Origin of the sequence: Phenylobacterium sp. LjRoot225, assembly GCF_964252855.1 — a bacterium.
Classification (GTDB): domain Bacteria; phylum Pseudomonadota; class Alphaproteobacteria; order Caulobacterales; family Caulobacteraceae; genus Phenylobacterium.
The window spans coordinates 470479-485978 of the sequence record NZ_CAXUPL020000003.1; the positions used below are offsets into that span (position 1 = coordinate 470479).

A 15500-nucleotide genomic window follows, 5' to 3' on the forward strand; every position below is an offset into this window, starting at 1 on the left:
TGCTCGCCTATGAGTGGCGTTTTCCGGATGAAGGCATCCGTGCGAGCGCGAGTTCCTGACCACGCCCGCTGGCCGAAGTCGCCACCTAAAAAACTCGGGCCGTTATCCAGACTTTCCTCGGCTTCGTCTGTCCGAAATCTGTATGCAAGCTTCGGACAGGTGCGCCATCGACGGCGTGGGGGTATCGGCGTGTTCAGCCATGAATTCCGGATGTTGATCCAAGAGGCCAGGCTGACACAGGCGTCGCTGCTATCCGGCCTCGAGTTTCTGCGGAAGGCCGATTACGATCAGCCAGGCAGTTTTTACGCCGCCTTTTTCCAACTCTCCATCGGCCTGGAGCGGTTGTTCAAGCTAGTGATCATCCTCGATCACAAGGCGCGCCACGACCGACAGAATCCGACCGACCGGCAGTTGCGCGCCGTGGGCCACGAGTTGGTCGGCGCCTATCAAGCATGTCGAACGATTGCGGGTGCCCAGGATTCGAAGGTGTCTCAATGGTTTGAGCCGGACAGCCTAGAAGGCCGACTCCTCGGCTTGCTCGCCGAGTTCGCAGCGGGATCGCGTTACTACAACCTCGACCAGTTGGCCGGTGCGGGTCGGCACGAAGACCCTCTCACCGGTTGGTACGGCGTCCACACCGAAATCGCCAACCACTACATCTCCCATTCCCGTCAGGCGGCGATCAACGCCCTGGCGATTCGGCACTGCGACAGCCACGGTCTCTTTGGTTGGGAACGGGGGCTGGATGGTCAATTTCGACCGCAGGTCGACGGCGTCTTTCTTCACGAGCTGTTCCTCCGCTCCTCTGGCTATTGTGTTTGGACGGTGATCCGAATCTTGCGGCCCTTTCACGCCCTGCTCCGACGCCAATGCCAGGTTCTGCACGCTATGGATGACGCCCATGGGCGGCCGCAGACCACGGTGCCGGAACTCTACGAGTTTTTCCCGTTCTTCCTTTCTGATCGAGCGGCGAGCCTCCGCCGCCGTCGCTGGATTCGTTTCGTTGGCTAAGCCGTCAGGGCGGCGCGGCCGGCGCGTCCACGAAACCGAATCAGTGTTCGATCTGAATCCCCGCCTTCTCCTGCGCCCGATGGACGACGACCATGCATCCCGCCCTCAAGCGCCTGATCGACGCGAACGCCGAGCTTAATCGCGCGCAAGCCGCCTTGGAGGCGGCGCACGACCAACGTCGCCAATGCGCTCTTAGCTTGGCCGAGATCGACGATGATGGCGAGCGCTGGCAAGCGGCCCTCTTAGCCTATCGTGAGTTTGGCAAAGGCCTGAGCCTCGCCTTGGCCGAGGCGGCCACCGGCCTTCCAGGGCGGCGCGCTCAATCGACCTTCTTGGAGCGGGCTGGAAGACGGGAGAACCAACCGAAAGGGCATGGGTCCGGGTCGTTCACGCCATCGGAGCCGATGACCGAATGGCCAGCGCCCGACGCCCTCGAACAGGACGTCATCCGATCGCACATCGCCCACCAGACGCCGTATCGTGTTGATCAGGGGTTGGGCTGGGGGCGCTTGACGGTGTCGCTCGACCCCCCGGCAGCCGCCATCTTTCTTGAAGACCCAACAAGCGGCCTCGCCAGAGGCGTGGGTCTCAGCCGAGAGGAGTTCGCCGAGTACCTCTCCAGCGCGGGTTCGGTACAGTGCGACGGCAAAACCCAAAAGGGAACGCGGTGTCGGGCCGGAGTTGCGGGCCGGTCGAGCCAGCTGAACATCAAGGCCTGGAAGGCGGCGAAGGATCGAGGTGGCTATTGCGCCCGGCACGGCGGTGATCGAACCGCCTAGAGCCGGTAGTCCATGTCGTTCCCGGGCTTCAGCACCCCGAGGCCGAATTGTCCCGATCGGGATAATTCCCGGGGCCAAAAGGCCTGCCATCAAGAAATGTCCCGTTCGGGACATTTTGCGAACGCGAAGGCCCTGCCGGGTCTGTTTGAAAAATGCCTACAGATTTCGGACAGGAGTGCCGGGGGCCTGGTGCAGTTCGGAGCGACTGCGACTTATCCAATGGATTTTTCTGGAGAGCGACCGGACACGCGCGACCGGTACTTCCTGGGATACTACGTTATCCGCGCTTCCACGTTATCCCGGTTACCCGCTGCGTCCTATTTAGGAACGGACGTTGACGCCCGGTGCCCTGGCGTCATATATGTCTGGTCCTACCGGACAGTGGCACCCTATGGGGGGTCATTGAATTGCTTGTCGCGCGAGAACATTCTCTGCGGACAAGGAGCGCTTATGACAATTGAATCTATCACAGAGGACGAGGAAGTCACGCCGAAGAAGGCGGGCAAACCCAAGTCCACGAAGTCCTCGGAGGACAAGTGGGGCGTGGAGGTGATGGCCATGGGCTTCTGCGTCCTGCCGTCTCTGATCTTCCGCGCCCAACGCCGCCTGGGGCTCAATCCGACCCAACTCGCTGTGCTGCTGCAGTTGGCGGACTACTGGTGGGACGCTGGCCGCAAGCCCTTCCCCAAGAAGGCCGACCTCGCCGATCGCCTCAGCTTGAGCGATCGACAGGTACAGCGCCACATCGCCGACTTGGAAGCCCAGGGCTTTGTGCAGCGCATTGAGCGCCGTGCCAGCCACCGCGGCAAGATCTCGAACGAGTATGACCTGTCGGGCCTAGTGGAAAAGCTGAAGGAGCTAGAGCCTCAGTTCCGCGAGATCGCCGACGAGGCCAAGGCGCGCAAGAAGGCGGTCGCCAAGCCGAATTACAAGCCGGCGGCCAAGCCGGAGGCGCCCTCGCAGTGATCGTCGTGCAAGTCGGCTGGCGGGGACGTGCGCGCCCATGACCGCGAGCCTGAACAAGAAGGTGCTGTGCTTCATCGACGAGTACGGGACGGCGGGGGTGGGGGACCTCTATCTCGGCGCCGTCCTGGTGCTGGCGCGAGATGCGGGGCGCGTGGACCGCTGCTTCACCGGCCTGCTTGAGGCCAATGCTAACGAAATCCACGCCGCCGATATGGACGATGGCTACCTGCAGGGCCTGCTCCGGCGGTTCGCCGAGGCGGCGCCGCCGGAACGGATGGTGCTGATCAATCAGAAGATCGCCGCCCGCGCCGGCCCGGCGCCGGTGCTCTACGCCCAAGCCGTGGTCGAGACGGTCAAAGTCGGCCTCAAGCGGTTCCAGAAGGATGTCCTGGGACGGGAGACGATTGGCAATGTCGAGGTGATCACCGATCAGAACCACCAGAACGACCACGCCGATTTCCGAGCCGAGATGGATCGCTCGCGCGCCCACGATGGCCGCTTTAAGGGCGTCAATCGCGTGGTCACTATCGACTCCGCAGCGTCCCGGCTGCTTCAGCTCGCAGACGTCGTCGCCTATTCCCGCAAGTGGGTCGTGGCCGGTGACATTAACGCCACGGGGCTGCGCGCGCAGTATGGGATCCAGATGCCCTGAAACGAAAAGAGCCGCCCGAAGGCGGCTCTTGAAGGTGGAGGAAGTCTGTGGTCGGCAACCGGGGCTTTTGACCTCGGGTAACCACGACGCTTGCCAAACACGCGGCCGGACAAGTCGTCTGCAGGACTTCCTGCATTCCTTATGTACCCTGACCAGACAAAAACATCAAGGGAAACGAGACGCGGATGACCGGTGGGGGACCCTGGGCGACCATCTCAGAGAGGCTTTAACGGGCGCTGAAGCGATCGGGTTTCAATTCCGTCCCCCCAATATAGGACGGGGCGTCGATGTCCGCACCCACCAGGCAAAATCGCCTGGCTACGACCGATCTTGACGCGGGGTGAAGCTAGGGAAGTAGCCGATACTGGTTCGGAAGGTGGGATTCGTCGATGGAACGTGGCGTGTGTCCTCTGGAGGAAGGCGACCGGATCGATCACAAGAAGTTCGGCTCTGGAACGGTCGACGGTCCACCCATGGCAACGGTAGGCCCCGATCTTGGGGGCCGCGGCGGCGTTCGAGACGCGGGCTGGAGCGTGCCGGTGCGATGGGATGACGTGGAGCGCCAACCGACGCGTGTCGCTCATTGGGCCTTGACGAAGGTTCCGTCGCCTGACAGCCGCCCCTTCACCTACTGGGATCGGCAATGGAAACCCTTTGTCGCAGCATGGCTTGCGGCGCGACGGGCGGTCGAGACCGCCACGGTGACTTTCCGACCGCCGCCGGACCCAGCAGCGATGCAAGCGTTGCAAGCCGATGAGGCCGACGCCTTTGCGGCGATGACGCGATTTCTCAAGGACGAAACGGACGGCCTCCACGTTTAGGAGGCTCAGCGCCATGTCATGCCAATTCGCACTTCGACACGTTGAGGGGCGCCAAGGCCTCTTCGGCGACCATGACCAGATGCTGATGATGGGTGAAGAACAGCACCTGCGTGGTCTGCGCCAACTCCGCTAACACTTGGAACCCAGCGCGCGCCCGGCGATCATCGTAATTGACGAAGAGATCATCGGCGATAAAGGGCAGCACGGCGCCCGCGCGAACCGCGTCTTCCACCGCTGCGATTCGTAAGGCCATGAACAGCTGATCGACCGTGCCTTCGCTCATGACTTCGACCGGCACGACGCTCTGATCTTTCGCGAGTCCCGCGAGGCGTGCCTTGTCACCATCGACATCAACCAGCAGTTCCACATACCGACCCAGGGTAAGCTTCGAAAAGAGGTTCGAAGCCCGCTTCAACAGGGGCGTCTGCCTCTGGGCGCGATACCTCGATATGGTCCACCGTAGCAGAGCTGCTTCGGCCCGTTTTCGGACGTAGGCCTCGGCTTGGGCGGCCATCTCGGCTCGAGCTTGCTCGGCATCGGCGGCGGCAATGGCGGCGTCCGGGCCATCATCTATCTGCGCGAAAGCGGCGTTTGCGGTCGCTCGGTCCCCCGTCAGGCGGGCCACCGTTTCGGAAAGTTCGGTGAGCGCCTCCTGTAACTCACCACTGCGAACCCCCAAGGCGGTCGCATCGACATCAACGCTCTCCGCAAGCGAAGCGTCGAGAGAAAGACCGCCTGCAGCGCCAAGGATCTCAGCCGCCAACCGCTCCGTTTCTTGACGAAGATGCCTCGCGCGGTCTGCGCGCTGGATGGCTTCGCCCAGAACGGCGCAATCGGATGCACCTGCGGCTTCTAAAAGCGGTCGAAGCCGAGCCAATGCCTGGGCTTTTGCGGTGGCGGCATCAGCAACGCGACGCTCGGCGATAGCGAGCTGATCGGCCAAATCGGTACGGCGTGTGTGCGCCGCCACGGCATCTCGGGCCGCAGCGGCCAGCTCAGTCAGCAACTTGTCCGGCGCACGCCCGGCGATCGGCAGGCCGCAGGCCAGGCCAAGAGCGTTAACCTGTTCGCCAAAAGTATCGATATCGGCCTCAATCGCGGTGACGCGCTGCTGGAGGCTGAGGATTTCGTCCACTTCGCTTCGCAAGTCTTCGAGCAGATCAAGTTGGGCTCGGATCACCGCGTGCGGCCTCTCTGTGTTCAAACCCGCCGTGGCTACCGCAGGCGTCCAGCGAGCGTCCCATCCCTTAAGCCCCCCGCGCGCTGCGATCGCCTTGGTCTCAGCCCTTTGTCGGGCCTCCCCTGCGAGTGCGATTTCTGCGGCAAGGTCACGACGGTTCTGCCCGGCTTCAACCGCAGATGTCTCAAGCCGCTCCGCTGTTTCAAGCAACAGCTCAAACGCCTCGTCACCGATTGGCGGCGCACCCGCTGCAGTGAGCGCCGCGACGACGCGAGCTATGCCGTCGTCGCGCTGACGCAAGATCTCCTGCTCTGCGGCTTCGGCTAAGCTGAGTTCGTCAGCGGCCTCCAGCGTGCGCCGCCGCCGCTCGGACCAACCGCTAAACCCCTTGGGATCGAGTTGAAGGCACGACGCGGCCAGGCGCCCTTGCCAGGCAGCGCTGGTGGCCGCGACCTCCGCTTCGGCACGACCAATACGTTGCTCAAGCTGGCTGCGGCTCAGTTCGTTGCGCTCAAGATCCTCCTGCAACCCTGCAAGGCGAGCGGACTGCTCAGCGGCCGTGTACCGCCGATCAGCGACGTCATCCGCCGCGGCCGTTCGACGCCCAAACTCTTCAGCCGTGGCGCCGGGATCATGCAGAACCGTCCCGCCAGCGACGTGTGCACGAACCTCAAGCCATAAGGCGTCGCGCTGGTCACGAACGGTGATAATCGCATCCTGAGGAATGGCCCTGTCGTCGCGAACAAGGTGCGTGCGCTGCAGCTCAAGCGTTCCCTTGCGATCAAGCGCAGCTTGGTGGTCGCGGCGCAGTTCGGCTACCGCCGTCGCCGTCCGGGTCGCTTCAGAAATCGCCGCCGCAGTGTCATTGTCGTCTGGCACGATCAAACCGCGAAGGGCGCCCACGGTCCCCAACCAAGGACTAAGCTGGGCGAGGCTTGTCGTGAGTGCGGCGGACCGGCGTTCGACCTCACGGCGCGATGCACGGATCGCCGCGTCAACGTCGCCGAGACCTCGGGCGAATTTCAGCGCAGCGGATACCGCTCCGAGGTCACGCGCTTCGGGTAGCGCTTCGAGGCGGGTCTTTAGGCGCGCCAAAGCCTCGCTCGCTGCGGTGTCGTCGGTCTCTGCGCCCAGGAGCGTCGCGTCCAGGGCGCTCCGAGTCTCGAGCAGGCTTCGAAGCTCGGCGAGAAGGACCCGTTGCGGCAACTGCGTCTTTACCACCGATGCCACATCCGTCGACCAGCCCAGTTCACGCTGCAATTCCGCGAGCCGCCGACCACGCGTGGTCAATTCGGCGCGCCGCCGTGGCAAATCGCTCAGGCTCTTATCGACGGCCCCCTTGGTCTCACGCAGGGCCTCGATCTCGTCTCGCCGCTCGATGGTGGCCACATCGACAACCAAGGAAACGAGCAAAGCCTGAATTCTATCGCGCTCGGCTTCGGCGAGGGTGGCTTCGGTATCGGCGGCGGCCAGATCGGTCGCGACCTGCCGGAGAACCTCGCCCGCATCGGCGGGAAGGTCGGGGGCGCCGGCAAGAGGTTCAAGCTCTACCTGCGCGCGAGCGTACAGCGCGGCGTGCGGCAGCACCCGCCGACGGCGCTCCACCTCTTCGCGTTCTCGTTCGAGCTCACTCCGCCTGCGCCTATGATCCTCGATCTCTGCGTCAAGCCGCACGAGTTCTTGGCGCAATTCATCCCAAGCTGCGGGTTTTATCTGCCCCGCCTTTTGCCGGGCTCTCGCGTCGTCGTAGGCGTGCTGCGCGACGTAGTAGCGGCGATCACCGGCGCGCTTCGTCCAGATTTCCTTGGAGTCGGCCTCAAGTCCTTCAAGAACGGCCGCGACGCTAACCAAGCCGGCACCGGCGGCGAAAATCGCCTGACCGATGTCATCCTGCGCCGCTAGGATCGCACGGCCACCCTCTTCCAACCGCGAATGATCAAGGCTGAACATGCGCTGATAGCTGTCTGACGTGTGGCCAGACAGCAGTCCGGCCAAGCGACCTTCATCGAGAACGCGCTCCTCGGAATCGAGTAGCGTTCCAACACGTCCCTTCTTCCGCCGGCACGTCAGTTCAACGTCGCTGGCCTCAATCACTGCTCCGACCCGCAGCAATTGTTTGTCGAAGCGGAAATCATTCGTCGTGATGTGTGGGAAGCCAAACAGCAGGTCGTTGATGGCCGCCATCGTCGTGGATTTGCCGGCCTCATTGCCGCCAAAGACGACGTGCAGGTCACTCGCGTTGCGCGGAAACCTCAGGTGGCAATCTTCGAAGCGGCCATATCTGATGAGCTCCAGCTGGGCGAAACGCATCAGCCGACATCTGCGGCTAGGCGTGAGTCCAGCGCGTCGGCGGCCGCTTTGATCACCGCCTTCACATCGCCTCGCCGAACTGCAGAAAGGAGATCGTCGTCCCGACCGACATCCGGCGGGATTTTGGCGAGGAACTCCGCGAACTCCGCATTCAGCGCGGCGGCCAATCCGTCATCCTCGGCGCCTTGCGCGAGAAGTTCGCTTAGCTCGTTCCGTTGGTCAGCCGCCTGGGCAAGTGACGTCACAGGCGCCGTCGTGCGGAGGTCGATTTTCTCAATCCAGAGGCGCTCAGAGATGGCCACGGCGATCCCCCGGACTTCCTCCCGCAGGATCTCGCGCCGACCATTGAGATCGCCATGCATCGACGTCTGGCCGTTAACGGTGACACGCGCCATCAATGGCCGCCCGTCCGCTTGGTCCTCAAAGGCTTGCGCCAGGGCGCTTCTCACGCGCCCGTGGACGTCGCCTTCGGTCTCCACGCCCGCCACATCCACATCGACGCGAGCCCAGCGTACGGCGTCCAGGGTGAGGCGTTGCGGTGCCGCGGCGATGGCGCCGTCTACGACGGTGACCAGGACGGCGCCTTTTGGGCCCACTTCGCGTATATTTCGGCCCTGCAGATTGCCGGGGAAGACGATCATGGGACGTTCTGAGACCATCTCAAATTCGTGCGCGTGGCCGAGCGCCCAGTAGTCGTAGCCCTTCGCGACAAGTTCCTGGAGCGTGCATGGCGCATAGGGTGCGTGCGGTGGCCGCCCCGTCAGCGCGGTGTGCAGCACGCCGATGTTGAAGTGGTTAGCTAGCGGCGCTGGATAGGCCGCCGCGAGATTGTCGCGCGTGTCCTTGTCGCGATAGCTCCAACCATGCAGGGCGACCTGGGTGGCCTCATAGATGAAGGTCACCGCCTTGCGAGTTCCAAAGTGCTGGACGTTCGCCGGCAGCGGCAGCTTCTTTGTCAGCACCGACTCAGCATCGTGGTTTCCGTACAGCAGGAAGACAGAAATGCCGGCTTTCTCCAGCCGGCCCATGGCGGCGCAGAAGAATAGGCCGGTGCCGAAATGCGGCCACTCACCGTCGTAGAGATCGCCGGCGATGACGACGAATGCGACCTCTTCCTCGATGGCGGCGTCGACAAGGTTGTTGAGCGCCGTGCGGGTGGCGAGACGGACGTCGTCTGCAGGCACGCCCTCGTAGCGCGCCAAGCCCCGAAGGGGGCTGTCGAGATGAATGTCGGCCGCATGCAGAAACTTGAGGGTCGTCACGGCGCCCCCGCGCTGTCGAGAGGACCAGAGTTCCACAGGCGGCGACACCTTACTAGGCCGCAACTGTCGGAAGTCGCCCCAGTGCTTGTGAGCTTGGTGGCTGGCATCCCCTGCTGGAGTTATCGGAACAGCGCGTTGACGCCTGTCTTCAGTGGGGCGCTATGGTGGCGGTGGTTGGGGAGAGAAATGTGCGGATCGTTCAGGTCGTCATCCGAAATTTTCGCGGAATCGCGAAGCTCGATTGGTGCCCGGCGCCGGGCATCAATTGCCTCATCGGCCCCGGAGATTCGACCAAGACGACGATTCTCGATGCGATCGAATTTGCGCTCACCCCGCGAGCCAACTTCCTCGGAAGCGATTCCGATTTCTATAATCTCGACCTGAGCGTGCCGGTCGCGATCACCGTCACGATCGTCGGTATGCCGACCGAGTTCTGCACCGACACACGGTACGGCTTGCATCTGCGAGGATGGGATGAGGCTGGCCACGCGGTCGTCGATGAACCTGGCGCGGGTCTGATCGACGCGCTCTCGATACGCGTCAAAATCGACCCCACGTCGCTTGAGTGCCAGTGGGGCATCTACAACGACCGCTTAGCGGATGACGACGATCCGCCGTCGCTACGATTCAAGGATGCCCGCGAGCTTGCGACCACGCGGCTTGGTCCCTTTGCTGAACGACACCTGGGCTGGGGACGACAGTCGATCCTCAATCGCATCGGCGATGGCGGCAAAATGACAGAGCAGCTAGCTGCCGCGAGCAGAGCTGCCAGAACCGCCTTCAGCAAGAGCGACAAGGCTGTTTTCGCCTTCCCGACGGCTCGAGCCGAAGAGCTCAGCAAGCAGTTCTCCGTGCGTGTCCGCACCGCGTTCACAGCAGAGCTGGACATTCACGGGGCGGTGATCTCGTCAGGCGGCGTCACGCTTCATGATGGCGATCTCCCGCTTCGCACCCTTGGCACGGGGTCGGCGCGATTGATCGTTTCCGCCCTCCAACACAACGCCAACGGTTCCCACATTGCGCTGGTGGATGAGATCGAACACGGCCTGGAGCCGCATCGGATCGCACGCCTGCTGAAATATCTTTGCACGCCGCCCGTAGACGCCCAGGGCAATCCCCCAACGGGAAAGGCAGCGGGCGTCGCGCCGCAAATCTTCCTAACAACCCATTCCGTGGTGGTGATCCGCGAACTGCAGGCCCACGACATCCAGGCCGTAAGATCCGACAACGGGGAAACCACGGTGCGGTCTGTGGCGGCGATCGCGGAGTCGCCGGACGCGGCGCAGCGCCACCTTAGGGCCTTTCCCGACGGCTTTCTGGCTCGGCGTGTCCTGGTGGGGGAAGGCAAGACCGAGTGCGGCCTGCTCCGCGGCCTGGATGGCTGTTGGACTAAAAATGGCAAGGATTCCTTCGCGCTGAGAGGCGTGATCGCTGTGTCGGGAAATGGCGTTCCGGCCGCTGTCACCGCGGCGCGCCATCTCGCGGATCTCAAATATGAGACGCTTGCGCTGCTCGATTCCGACCAACCTATAGACGCCGCTTCGCTGAGCGATCTCAAGGCGGCCGGCTGTACGGTGATCCAATGGCCCGGCGCCGTCGCGACAGATGAGCAGATCTTCAATGAGGTGCCCTGGGACACGGTGCGCGAGCTGGTCGCCTACGCCTCAACCGTGAAATCCGCGGAAAGTGTGCTGACGACGCTCAACGCGACCTGCAAGCAAGCTAGCCTGCCGGAGGTTTCCGACCTCTCCTTGCCCGCTTCGCAGGACACTCCCACCATGCGCGGCGCAATCGGAAAAACGGCCAAGGCGAAAGACTGGTTCAAGGACATCGAGCGCGCTGAGCGGGTCGCGGAGATCATCTATCCGTCGCTTGCGAGCATCGCCGACAAACCTTTGGCCCTTCACCTTGCCGCTGTCCGCGCGTGGATTGATGGCTGACGCCGAGAGCGACATAGCCGATGTCGTCGTCACACTGCCGCTCGCCAGCGTGATCGCCGCCGCAGGCTGCGGTAAGACTGAGCAGATCATGAAAGCCGCCCAGCACGGCGGCGGGCGCCGGCTGCTACTTACGCACACGCATGCGGGGGTGGATGCCTTGCGGGCACGCCTGAAGGACAAGGGCGTTGCGGCCAACAGCTTCCATATCGATACGATCGCGGGCTGGTGCCTGCGGTACGCCGCCGCCTTTCCGTTGCGATCGGGGCTGGCGGTCGCCGAACCGAGATCCAGCAGGGACTGGGACGCCGTCTACGCAGCCGCGCTGCGGTTGCTGAAATCTGGGGCTGTCGACCGGGTCCTGACGGCGTCCTATTGCGGCCTGCTGGTCGACGAGTACCAGGATTGTGGCGGGGCGCAGCACCAGGTCGTAGAGGCCATCTCGGCCGTGTTGCCAACATGCGTGTTCGGCGACCCGCTCCAGGCCATCTTCGACTTCAATGGACAGAAGCCCGTCGATTGGCAGGGTGAGGTGTTTCCGAGGTTTCCGCTGGCAGGCACGCTGACCAAGCCGTGGCGTTGGGTGAAGTCGAACAACTCCGACATGGCTGACTGGCTCGCCAAAACCCGTCCAATTTTGGAGGCGGGTGGTTCTCTCGATTTCGGGACAGTGCCCGCCTGCGTGAAATGGGCGTCGCTTCCGACCAGTCCCGGGATGCGTCAGGGCAAGATCATCGCGACCTGTCTGACGGTCATGTCACGGCCTGGCAGGCTGGTGCTGATCGATGACCCCGTGAACCTGAACGGTCGAGCCTTGATGGCGAAGAAGCTGGCGAAGCGTGGGTTTTCCAACATCGAACCGGTCGACTGTAAGTCGGTGTTCAGCGCAGCAAAGAAGCTGGAAGCGCTCGGCGGCTCCCAGCGGCTGAATGCCACCATGGATTTTCTCAGCGCCTGCGTCTCAGACGTGGGGAGCAAGGATTTCGTGAAAGCTGTTGAGTCCCGGAAGATCGGCGGGAAGTTGGGAACGACGCGCTTTGGCGCCTTGATCACGCTTGGCGTGGCGCTTGGTCAATCCGCAACCGATGCCGACTGCCTGGCCCTGATCGAGGCCTTCAGCGTTCGTGCTGGCGTGCATGTGTTTCGCCGCGAAATGCTGTTTGCGATGAAGTCGGCGTTGAAGATGCGCATTGCAGGGGAGGCGACGACTTTGGCGGACGCCCTGTGGCATGTGCAAAATCGAGTGCGTCACGCCGGGCGGTATATTCCCCACCGCAGCGTCGGCAGTACCCTGCTTGTGAAGGGCCTCGAGTTCGAGCACGCCGTCGTCGTCTATTCCCCCAACATGAGCGTCCGCGACTGGTACGTCGCCCTCACTCGGGCCACACAAACACTTACAGTACTTTCACCCCAACGCGCGTTCGTCCCGCCAGCGTAAGGCGGAGCCGCCGGTGCTCCAAGGTAAGGCGCAGTTTGATATCGGATTCTGCATCAGGGTGAGCGCCTGATGCAGAATGGCACATCAGCTAGCCGCCCATTAGGCCGCTAGGCAGCGTTGGCGATTTGACGGAAGTCTCTCTCAGCCGGAGGGAACGTCGCCAGCCTTCAGCCGATCGAGCGGTGCTTGGGCGTCGAACGCTACATGCGCTTGCACGAGCCACAGCCAGGCCGCTCGCGGTGAACCCGCCGCCGCTATAACTTCCGCTAGACCTTCAACGGGCCGGCTGTCCACGAACGAACTGCGCTAGGGGGAAAACGTGCTTTCGCGCGCCCGTAAGAAGGGTAAGCGGCGCTCCGAGGGCACCTTCCAGGCCTGAATCGAAGCAATGACAATGGCGATCTCGCTCGGGGACGAGATCCGCATGTCTAGTTTTGACCCTACGCACGACCTTACGCACGAACCCAAGCCGACCGTGGTCCGACGGCTGGAGGTGATCACAGGCATCGGCGGGCGGCGGAAGTGGTCGGTCGACGCGAAGGCCGAGATCATGTTGGAGGCGCTGGCGCCCGGCGCGACGGTGTCGGAGGTCGCGCGCCGCCACGATCTGCGGCCCCAGCAGGTGTTCGGCTGGCTGCGCGAAGCGCGCAAGGCCGGCCAGCCGGCGCCGGCGCCGGCGTTCGTGTCCGTGGTGGTCGAGCCGGAAGCGCCGGCGGCGCCCACCCCGAAGAAGCGCCGCAAACCGCGGGCGGGCGGCGGCATCGAAATTGAGATCGACGGCGTGGTGGTGCGGATCGACCGCGGAGCGGAGGCCAAGACGATCGCGGCAGTGATCCAGGCGCTGAAGGCCGGCCAGTGATCCCGGGATCGGGGCCGCCAGCGGGCGTGAAGGTGCTGGTGGCGACCAGACCGGTGGACTTCCGGCGCGGCATGGATGGCTTGGCGCGGGCCGTGAAGGAGGATCTGAAGGCCGATCCGTACTCGGGCGTGATCTACGTCTTCCGAGCGAAACGGGCCGATCGGATCAAGCTGCTCTACTGGGACGGATCCGGCCTGGTGCTCTACGCCAAACGCCTGGAACAAGGCGGCTTCCGGTGGCCGCAGATCACCGACGGCGTCATGCGGCTGAGCGCGGTGCAGCTGTCCGCCCTCGTTGCCGGAATGGAGTGGACGCGGGTGATGGCGCCGCGGCGGACACGGGCGCCGCAGGAGGTGTCCTGATCACTGCGGCGAGATGACTCAGGGCGCACGTGGGGGCGCCTCAACGGCCTCGGAATATGGTCTGCTTGGCCTCGTGGAAACGCCGCGCGACATGGACGCTGAGGCCCTCTGGGAACTGCTCCAGGCGGAGCGCGCGCGCCACGCCGCCGAGCTCGCGGAGCGTGACCGCAAGATCGCCGCCCATGAGGACGCCCGCGCCGCCGACCACGACCTGATCGCGCGACTGAGCCGGATCATCCGGGACCTCCAGCGCACCACCTTCGGGGCTCGCTCGGAGAAGCTTGATCCCGATCAGCTCGCGCTGGCGCTGGAGGAGCTCGAGCAGGAGCTGGCCGGCGCTGAGCTGCGTCTGTCGTCACCGGCCGAGAAGGCGGCGAGCGCCGCCAAGCGGCGGGCCAACCGCGGATCCCTGCCGGCTCACCTGCCGCGCGTCGAACAACTGATCGACATCGAGGACAAGACCTGTCCGTGCTGCGCCGGCGCCCTGCACCGGATCGGCGAGGACGTGGCTGAGCGGCTGGACGTGATCCCGGCGACCTTCCGGGCCCTGGTGATCCGCCGGCCCAAGTACGGCTGCCGGAGCTGCGAGGAAGTGGTGGTGCAGGCCCCCGCGCCGACGCGTCTGATCGAGGGCGGGCTGCCGACGGAAGCCACTATCGCCCACGTCGTCGTCGCCAAGTACGCCGACCACACCCCGCTGTATCGTCAGGCGCAGATGTACGCCCGCCGCGGCGTCGTGCTCGACCGCTCGACCCTGGCGCACTGGACCGGGACCGCCGCCGAGCTGCTGAAGCCGTTGCACGCACGGATGCTGGAAAAGCTGAAGAGCTCGGGAAAGCTCTTCGCCGACGAGACCCGAGCGCCGGTGCTGGACCCTGGGCGTGGCCGAACCAAACTCGGACAGCTGTGGGCCTACGCTCGCGACGACCGCCCGTGGGGTGGGCCCGCGCCGCCGGGCGTGGCCTTCGTCTACGCCGGTGACCGGGCGACCTCGTCGCCGGCGAAACATCTGGCTGGCTACCGCGGCGTCCTGCAGACCGACGGCTACAGCGCCTACAAGGCCCTGGCCAAGCAGGGAGCTGTCGAGCTCGCCTTCTGCTGGGTCCACACCCGCCGCTACTTCCACAAGCTGCTCGATGAGAAGAGCCCGGCGAAGACGCCCATCGCCGCCGAGACCATCGCCCGCATCCAACAGCTCTACGCCGTCGAGGCCGAGATCCGCGGCCGATCGGCGGAAGAACGCCGCGCCGTGCGTCAGGAGAAGAGCGCGCCGATCCTGGCCGACCTGAAGACCTGGCTGAGCGCTCGCCTCGAACTGATCAGCCAGAAGGGCGATCTCGCCAAGGCCATCCGCTACGTCCTGACCCACTGGGACGGGCTGACCCGCTTCGTCGACGACGGCCGCATCGAGCTGGACACCAACACCGTCGAACGCGCGATCCGACCGCTGGCTCTGACGCGGAAAAATAGCCTCTTCGCGGGCAGCGAAGGCGGAGCTGAACACTGGGCGGTGCTGGCGTCGCTGATCGCCACCTGCAAGCTCATCAGCGTCGAGCCTCAGGCCTATCTCGAAGACGTCATCACCAAGCTGATCAACGGCCATCTGCAGAGCCGTCTCGACGAGCTGCTGCCGTGGGCCTACGCCTCGGACGCCGGCGCCTCGGCTCTCGCGAAGAGCTTGTAGAACAGCGCCTCGGCCCGCTTGAGGCCCTCGTCCGTGAACCACACCGACTTGGCCTTGCCCCGCGGGCTATCAATGAGCCCCTTCTCATAGAGCCGGTCCATCGCGCCCCAATCAAACGTCTTCCAGGCGCGCGCCGCGCCCGTAAACCGATCTCGCTCGCACAGCCCCAAGAAAAGCAGCGCCAGCACGGCGTCGTCGATCCGATCGGAGTCTATCGCTGGCTCTGGATGCATGGAGGC

At 64.2% G+C, this 15500-nt stretch carries 14 protein-coding genes; 10 read left to right on the plus strand and 4 right to left on the minus strand.

Translation table 11 applies throughout. The annotated features are described in order from the left end of the window. The first annotated feature begins 189 nt into the window (after positions 1-189). The 5 genes from ACSQ2B_RS17395 to ACSQ2B_RS17415 all read left to right on the plus strand — a co-directional run bounded on the left by ACSQ2B_RS17395 (position 190) and on the right by ACSQ2B_RS17415 (position 4229). Positions 190-1011: a hypothetical protein gene (locus ACSQ2B_RS17395; protein WP_436051754.1), complete on the plus strand. Its 822-nt coding sequence runs from the start codon at positions 190-192 to the stop codon at positions 1009-1011. A 92-nt stretch (positions 1012-1103) separates the two neighbouring features. Beyond that, the gene (locus tag ACSQ2B_RS17400) at positions 1104-1790 is read left to right on the plus strand and encodes a hypothetical protein (RefSeq protein WP_436051756.1); all 687 of its coding nucleotides are present in this window, start codon (positions 1104-1106) and stop codon (positions 1788-1790) included. Between the two features lie 450 nt (positions 1791-2240). Continuing rightward, the gene (locus ACSQ2B_RS17405; protein WP_436051758.1) at positions 2241-2756 is read left to right on the plus strand and encodes a helix-turn-helix domain-containing protein; all 516 of its coding nucleotides are present in this window, start codon (positions 2241-2243) and stop codon (positions 2754-2756) included. A gap of 37 nt (positions 2757-2793) precedes the next feature. Next, positions 2794-3408, plus strand: coding sequence for a DUF3800 domain-containing protein (locus ACSQ2B_RS17410; RefSeq protein WP_436051760.1), 615 nt, complete (start codon positions 2794-2796; stop codon positions 3406-3408). A 389-nt stretch (positions 3409-3797) separates the two neighbouring features. Continuing rightward, a complete protein-coding gene (locus ACSQ2B_RS17415; protein WP_436051762.1) occupies positions 3798-4229 on the plus strand; it encodes a hypothetical protein in 432 nt (143 codons plus the stop codon). 16 nt (positions 4230-4245) lie between these two features. Here the strand turns inward: ACSQ2B_RS17415 and ACSQ2B_RS17420 are convergent, their stop codons facing one another. Continuing rightward, complete coding sequence (locus ACSQ2B_RS17420; protein ID WP_436051764.1) at positions 4246-7719, minus strand: AAA family ATPase; 3474 nt, start codon at positions 7717-7719, stop codon at positions 4246-4248. Further along, the gene (locus ACSQ2B_RS17425) at positions 7719-8981 is read right to left on the minus strand and encodes a metallophosphoesterase family protein (protein ID WP_436051766.1); all 1263 of its coding nucleotides are present in this window, start codon (positions 8979-8981) and stop codon (positions 7719-7721) included. The genes ACSQ2B_RS17420 and ACSQ2B_RS17425 overlap by 1 nt, the downstream gene beginning before the upstream one ends. A gap of 188 nt (positions 8982-9169) precedes the next feature. Here ACSQ2B_RS17425 and ACSQ2B_RS17430 point away from each other — a divergent pair, with 188 nt between their 5' ends. Both ACSQ2B_RS17430 and ACSQ2B_RS17435 read left to right on the plus strand, forming a co-directional pair. Further along, entirely contained in the window at positions 9170-10921 is a 1752-nt protein-coding gene (locus ACSQ2B_RS17430; RefSeq protein WP_436051768.1) for an ATP-dependent nuclease, read from the plus strand. Next, on the plus strand, positions 10914-12356 hold the full coding sequence (locus ACSQ2B_RS17435) for a UvrD-helicase domain-containing protein (protein WP_436051769.1): 1443 nt from the start codon (positions 10914-10916) through the stop codon (positions 12354-12356). The genes ACSQ2B_RS17430 and ACSQ2B_RS17435 overlap by 8 nt, the downstream gene beginning before the upstream one ends. Positions 12357-12630: 274 nt before the next feature. Here ACSQ2B_RS17435 and ACSQ2B_RS17440 read toward each other — a convergent pair whose 3' ends face one another. Further along, the gene (locus ACSQ2B_RS17440; RefSeq protein ID WP_436051770.1) at positions 12631-12816 is read right to left on the minus strand and encodes an antitoxin Xre/MbcA/ParS-like domain-containing protein; all 186 of its coding nucleotides are present in this window, start codon (positions 12814-12816) and stop codon (positions 12631-12633) included. On the opposite strand from ACSQ2B_RS17440, the gene tnpA reads away from it, so the two are divergent. The 3 genes from tnpA (at position 12751) to tnpC (ending at position 15261) form a co-directional block, all read left to right on the plus strand. Then, positions 12751-13215, plus strand: coding sequence for an IS66-like element accessory protein TnpA (gene tnpA, locus ACSQ2B_RS17445; protein ID WP_436047500.1), 465 nt, complete (start codon positions 12751-12753; stop codon positions 13213-13215). The two genes, ACSQ2B_RS17440 and tnpA, sit on opposite strands and share 66 nt — an antisense overlap. After that, positions 13212-13577 (plus strand): IS66 family insertion sequence element accessory protein TnpB, encoded by a 366-nt coding sequence (gene tnpB, locus ACSQ2B_RS17450; RefSeq protein WP_436047501.1) that lies wholly within the window; start codon positions 13212-13214, stop codon positions 13575-13577. The genes tnpA and tnpB overlap by 4 nt, the downstream gene beginning before the upstream one ends. A 91-nt stretch (positions 13578-13668) precedes the next feature. Beyond that, positions 13669-15261 (plus strand): IS66 family transposase, encoded by a 1593-nt coding sequence (gene tnpC / locus ACSQ2B_RS17455; protein WP_436047503.1) that lies wholly within the window; start codon positions 13669-13671, stop codon positions 15259-15261. On the opposite strand, the gene ACSQ2B_RS17460 is transcribed toward tnpC, so the two are convergent. Continuing rightward, positions 15216-15494: a DUF6429 family protein gene (locus tag ACSQ2B_RS17460; RefSeq protein ID WP_436047505.1), complete on the minus strand. Its 279-nt coding sequence runs from the start codon at positions 15492-15494 to the stop codon at positions 15216-15218. The genes tnpC and ACSQ2B_RS17460 overlap by 46 nt on opposite strands. Positions 15495-15500 lie beyond the last annotated feature (6 nt).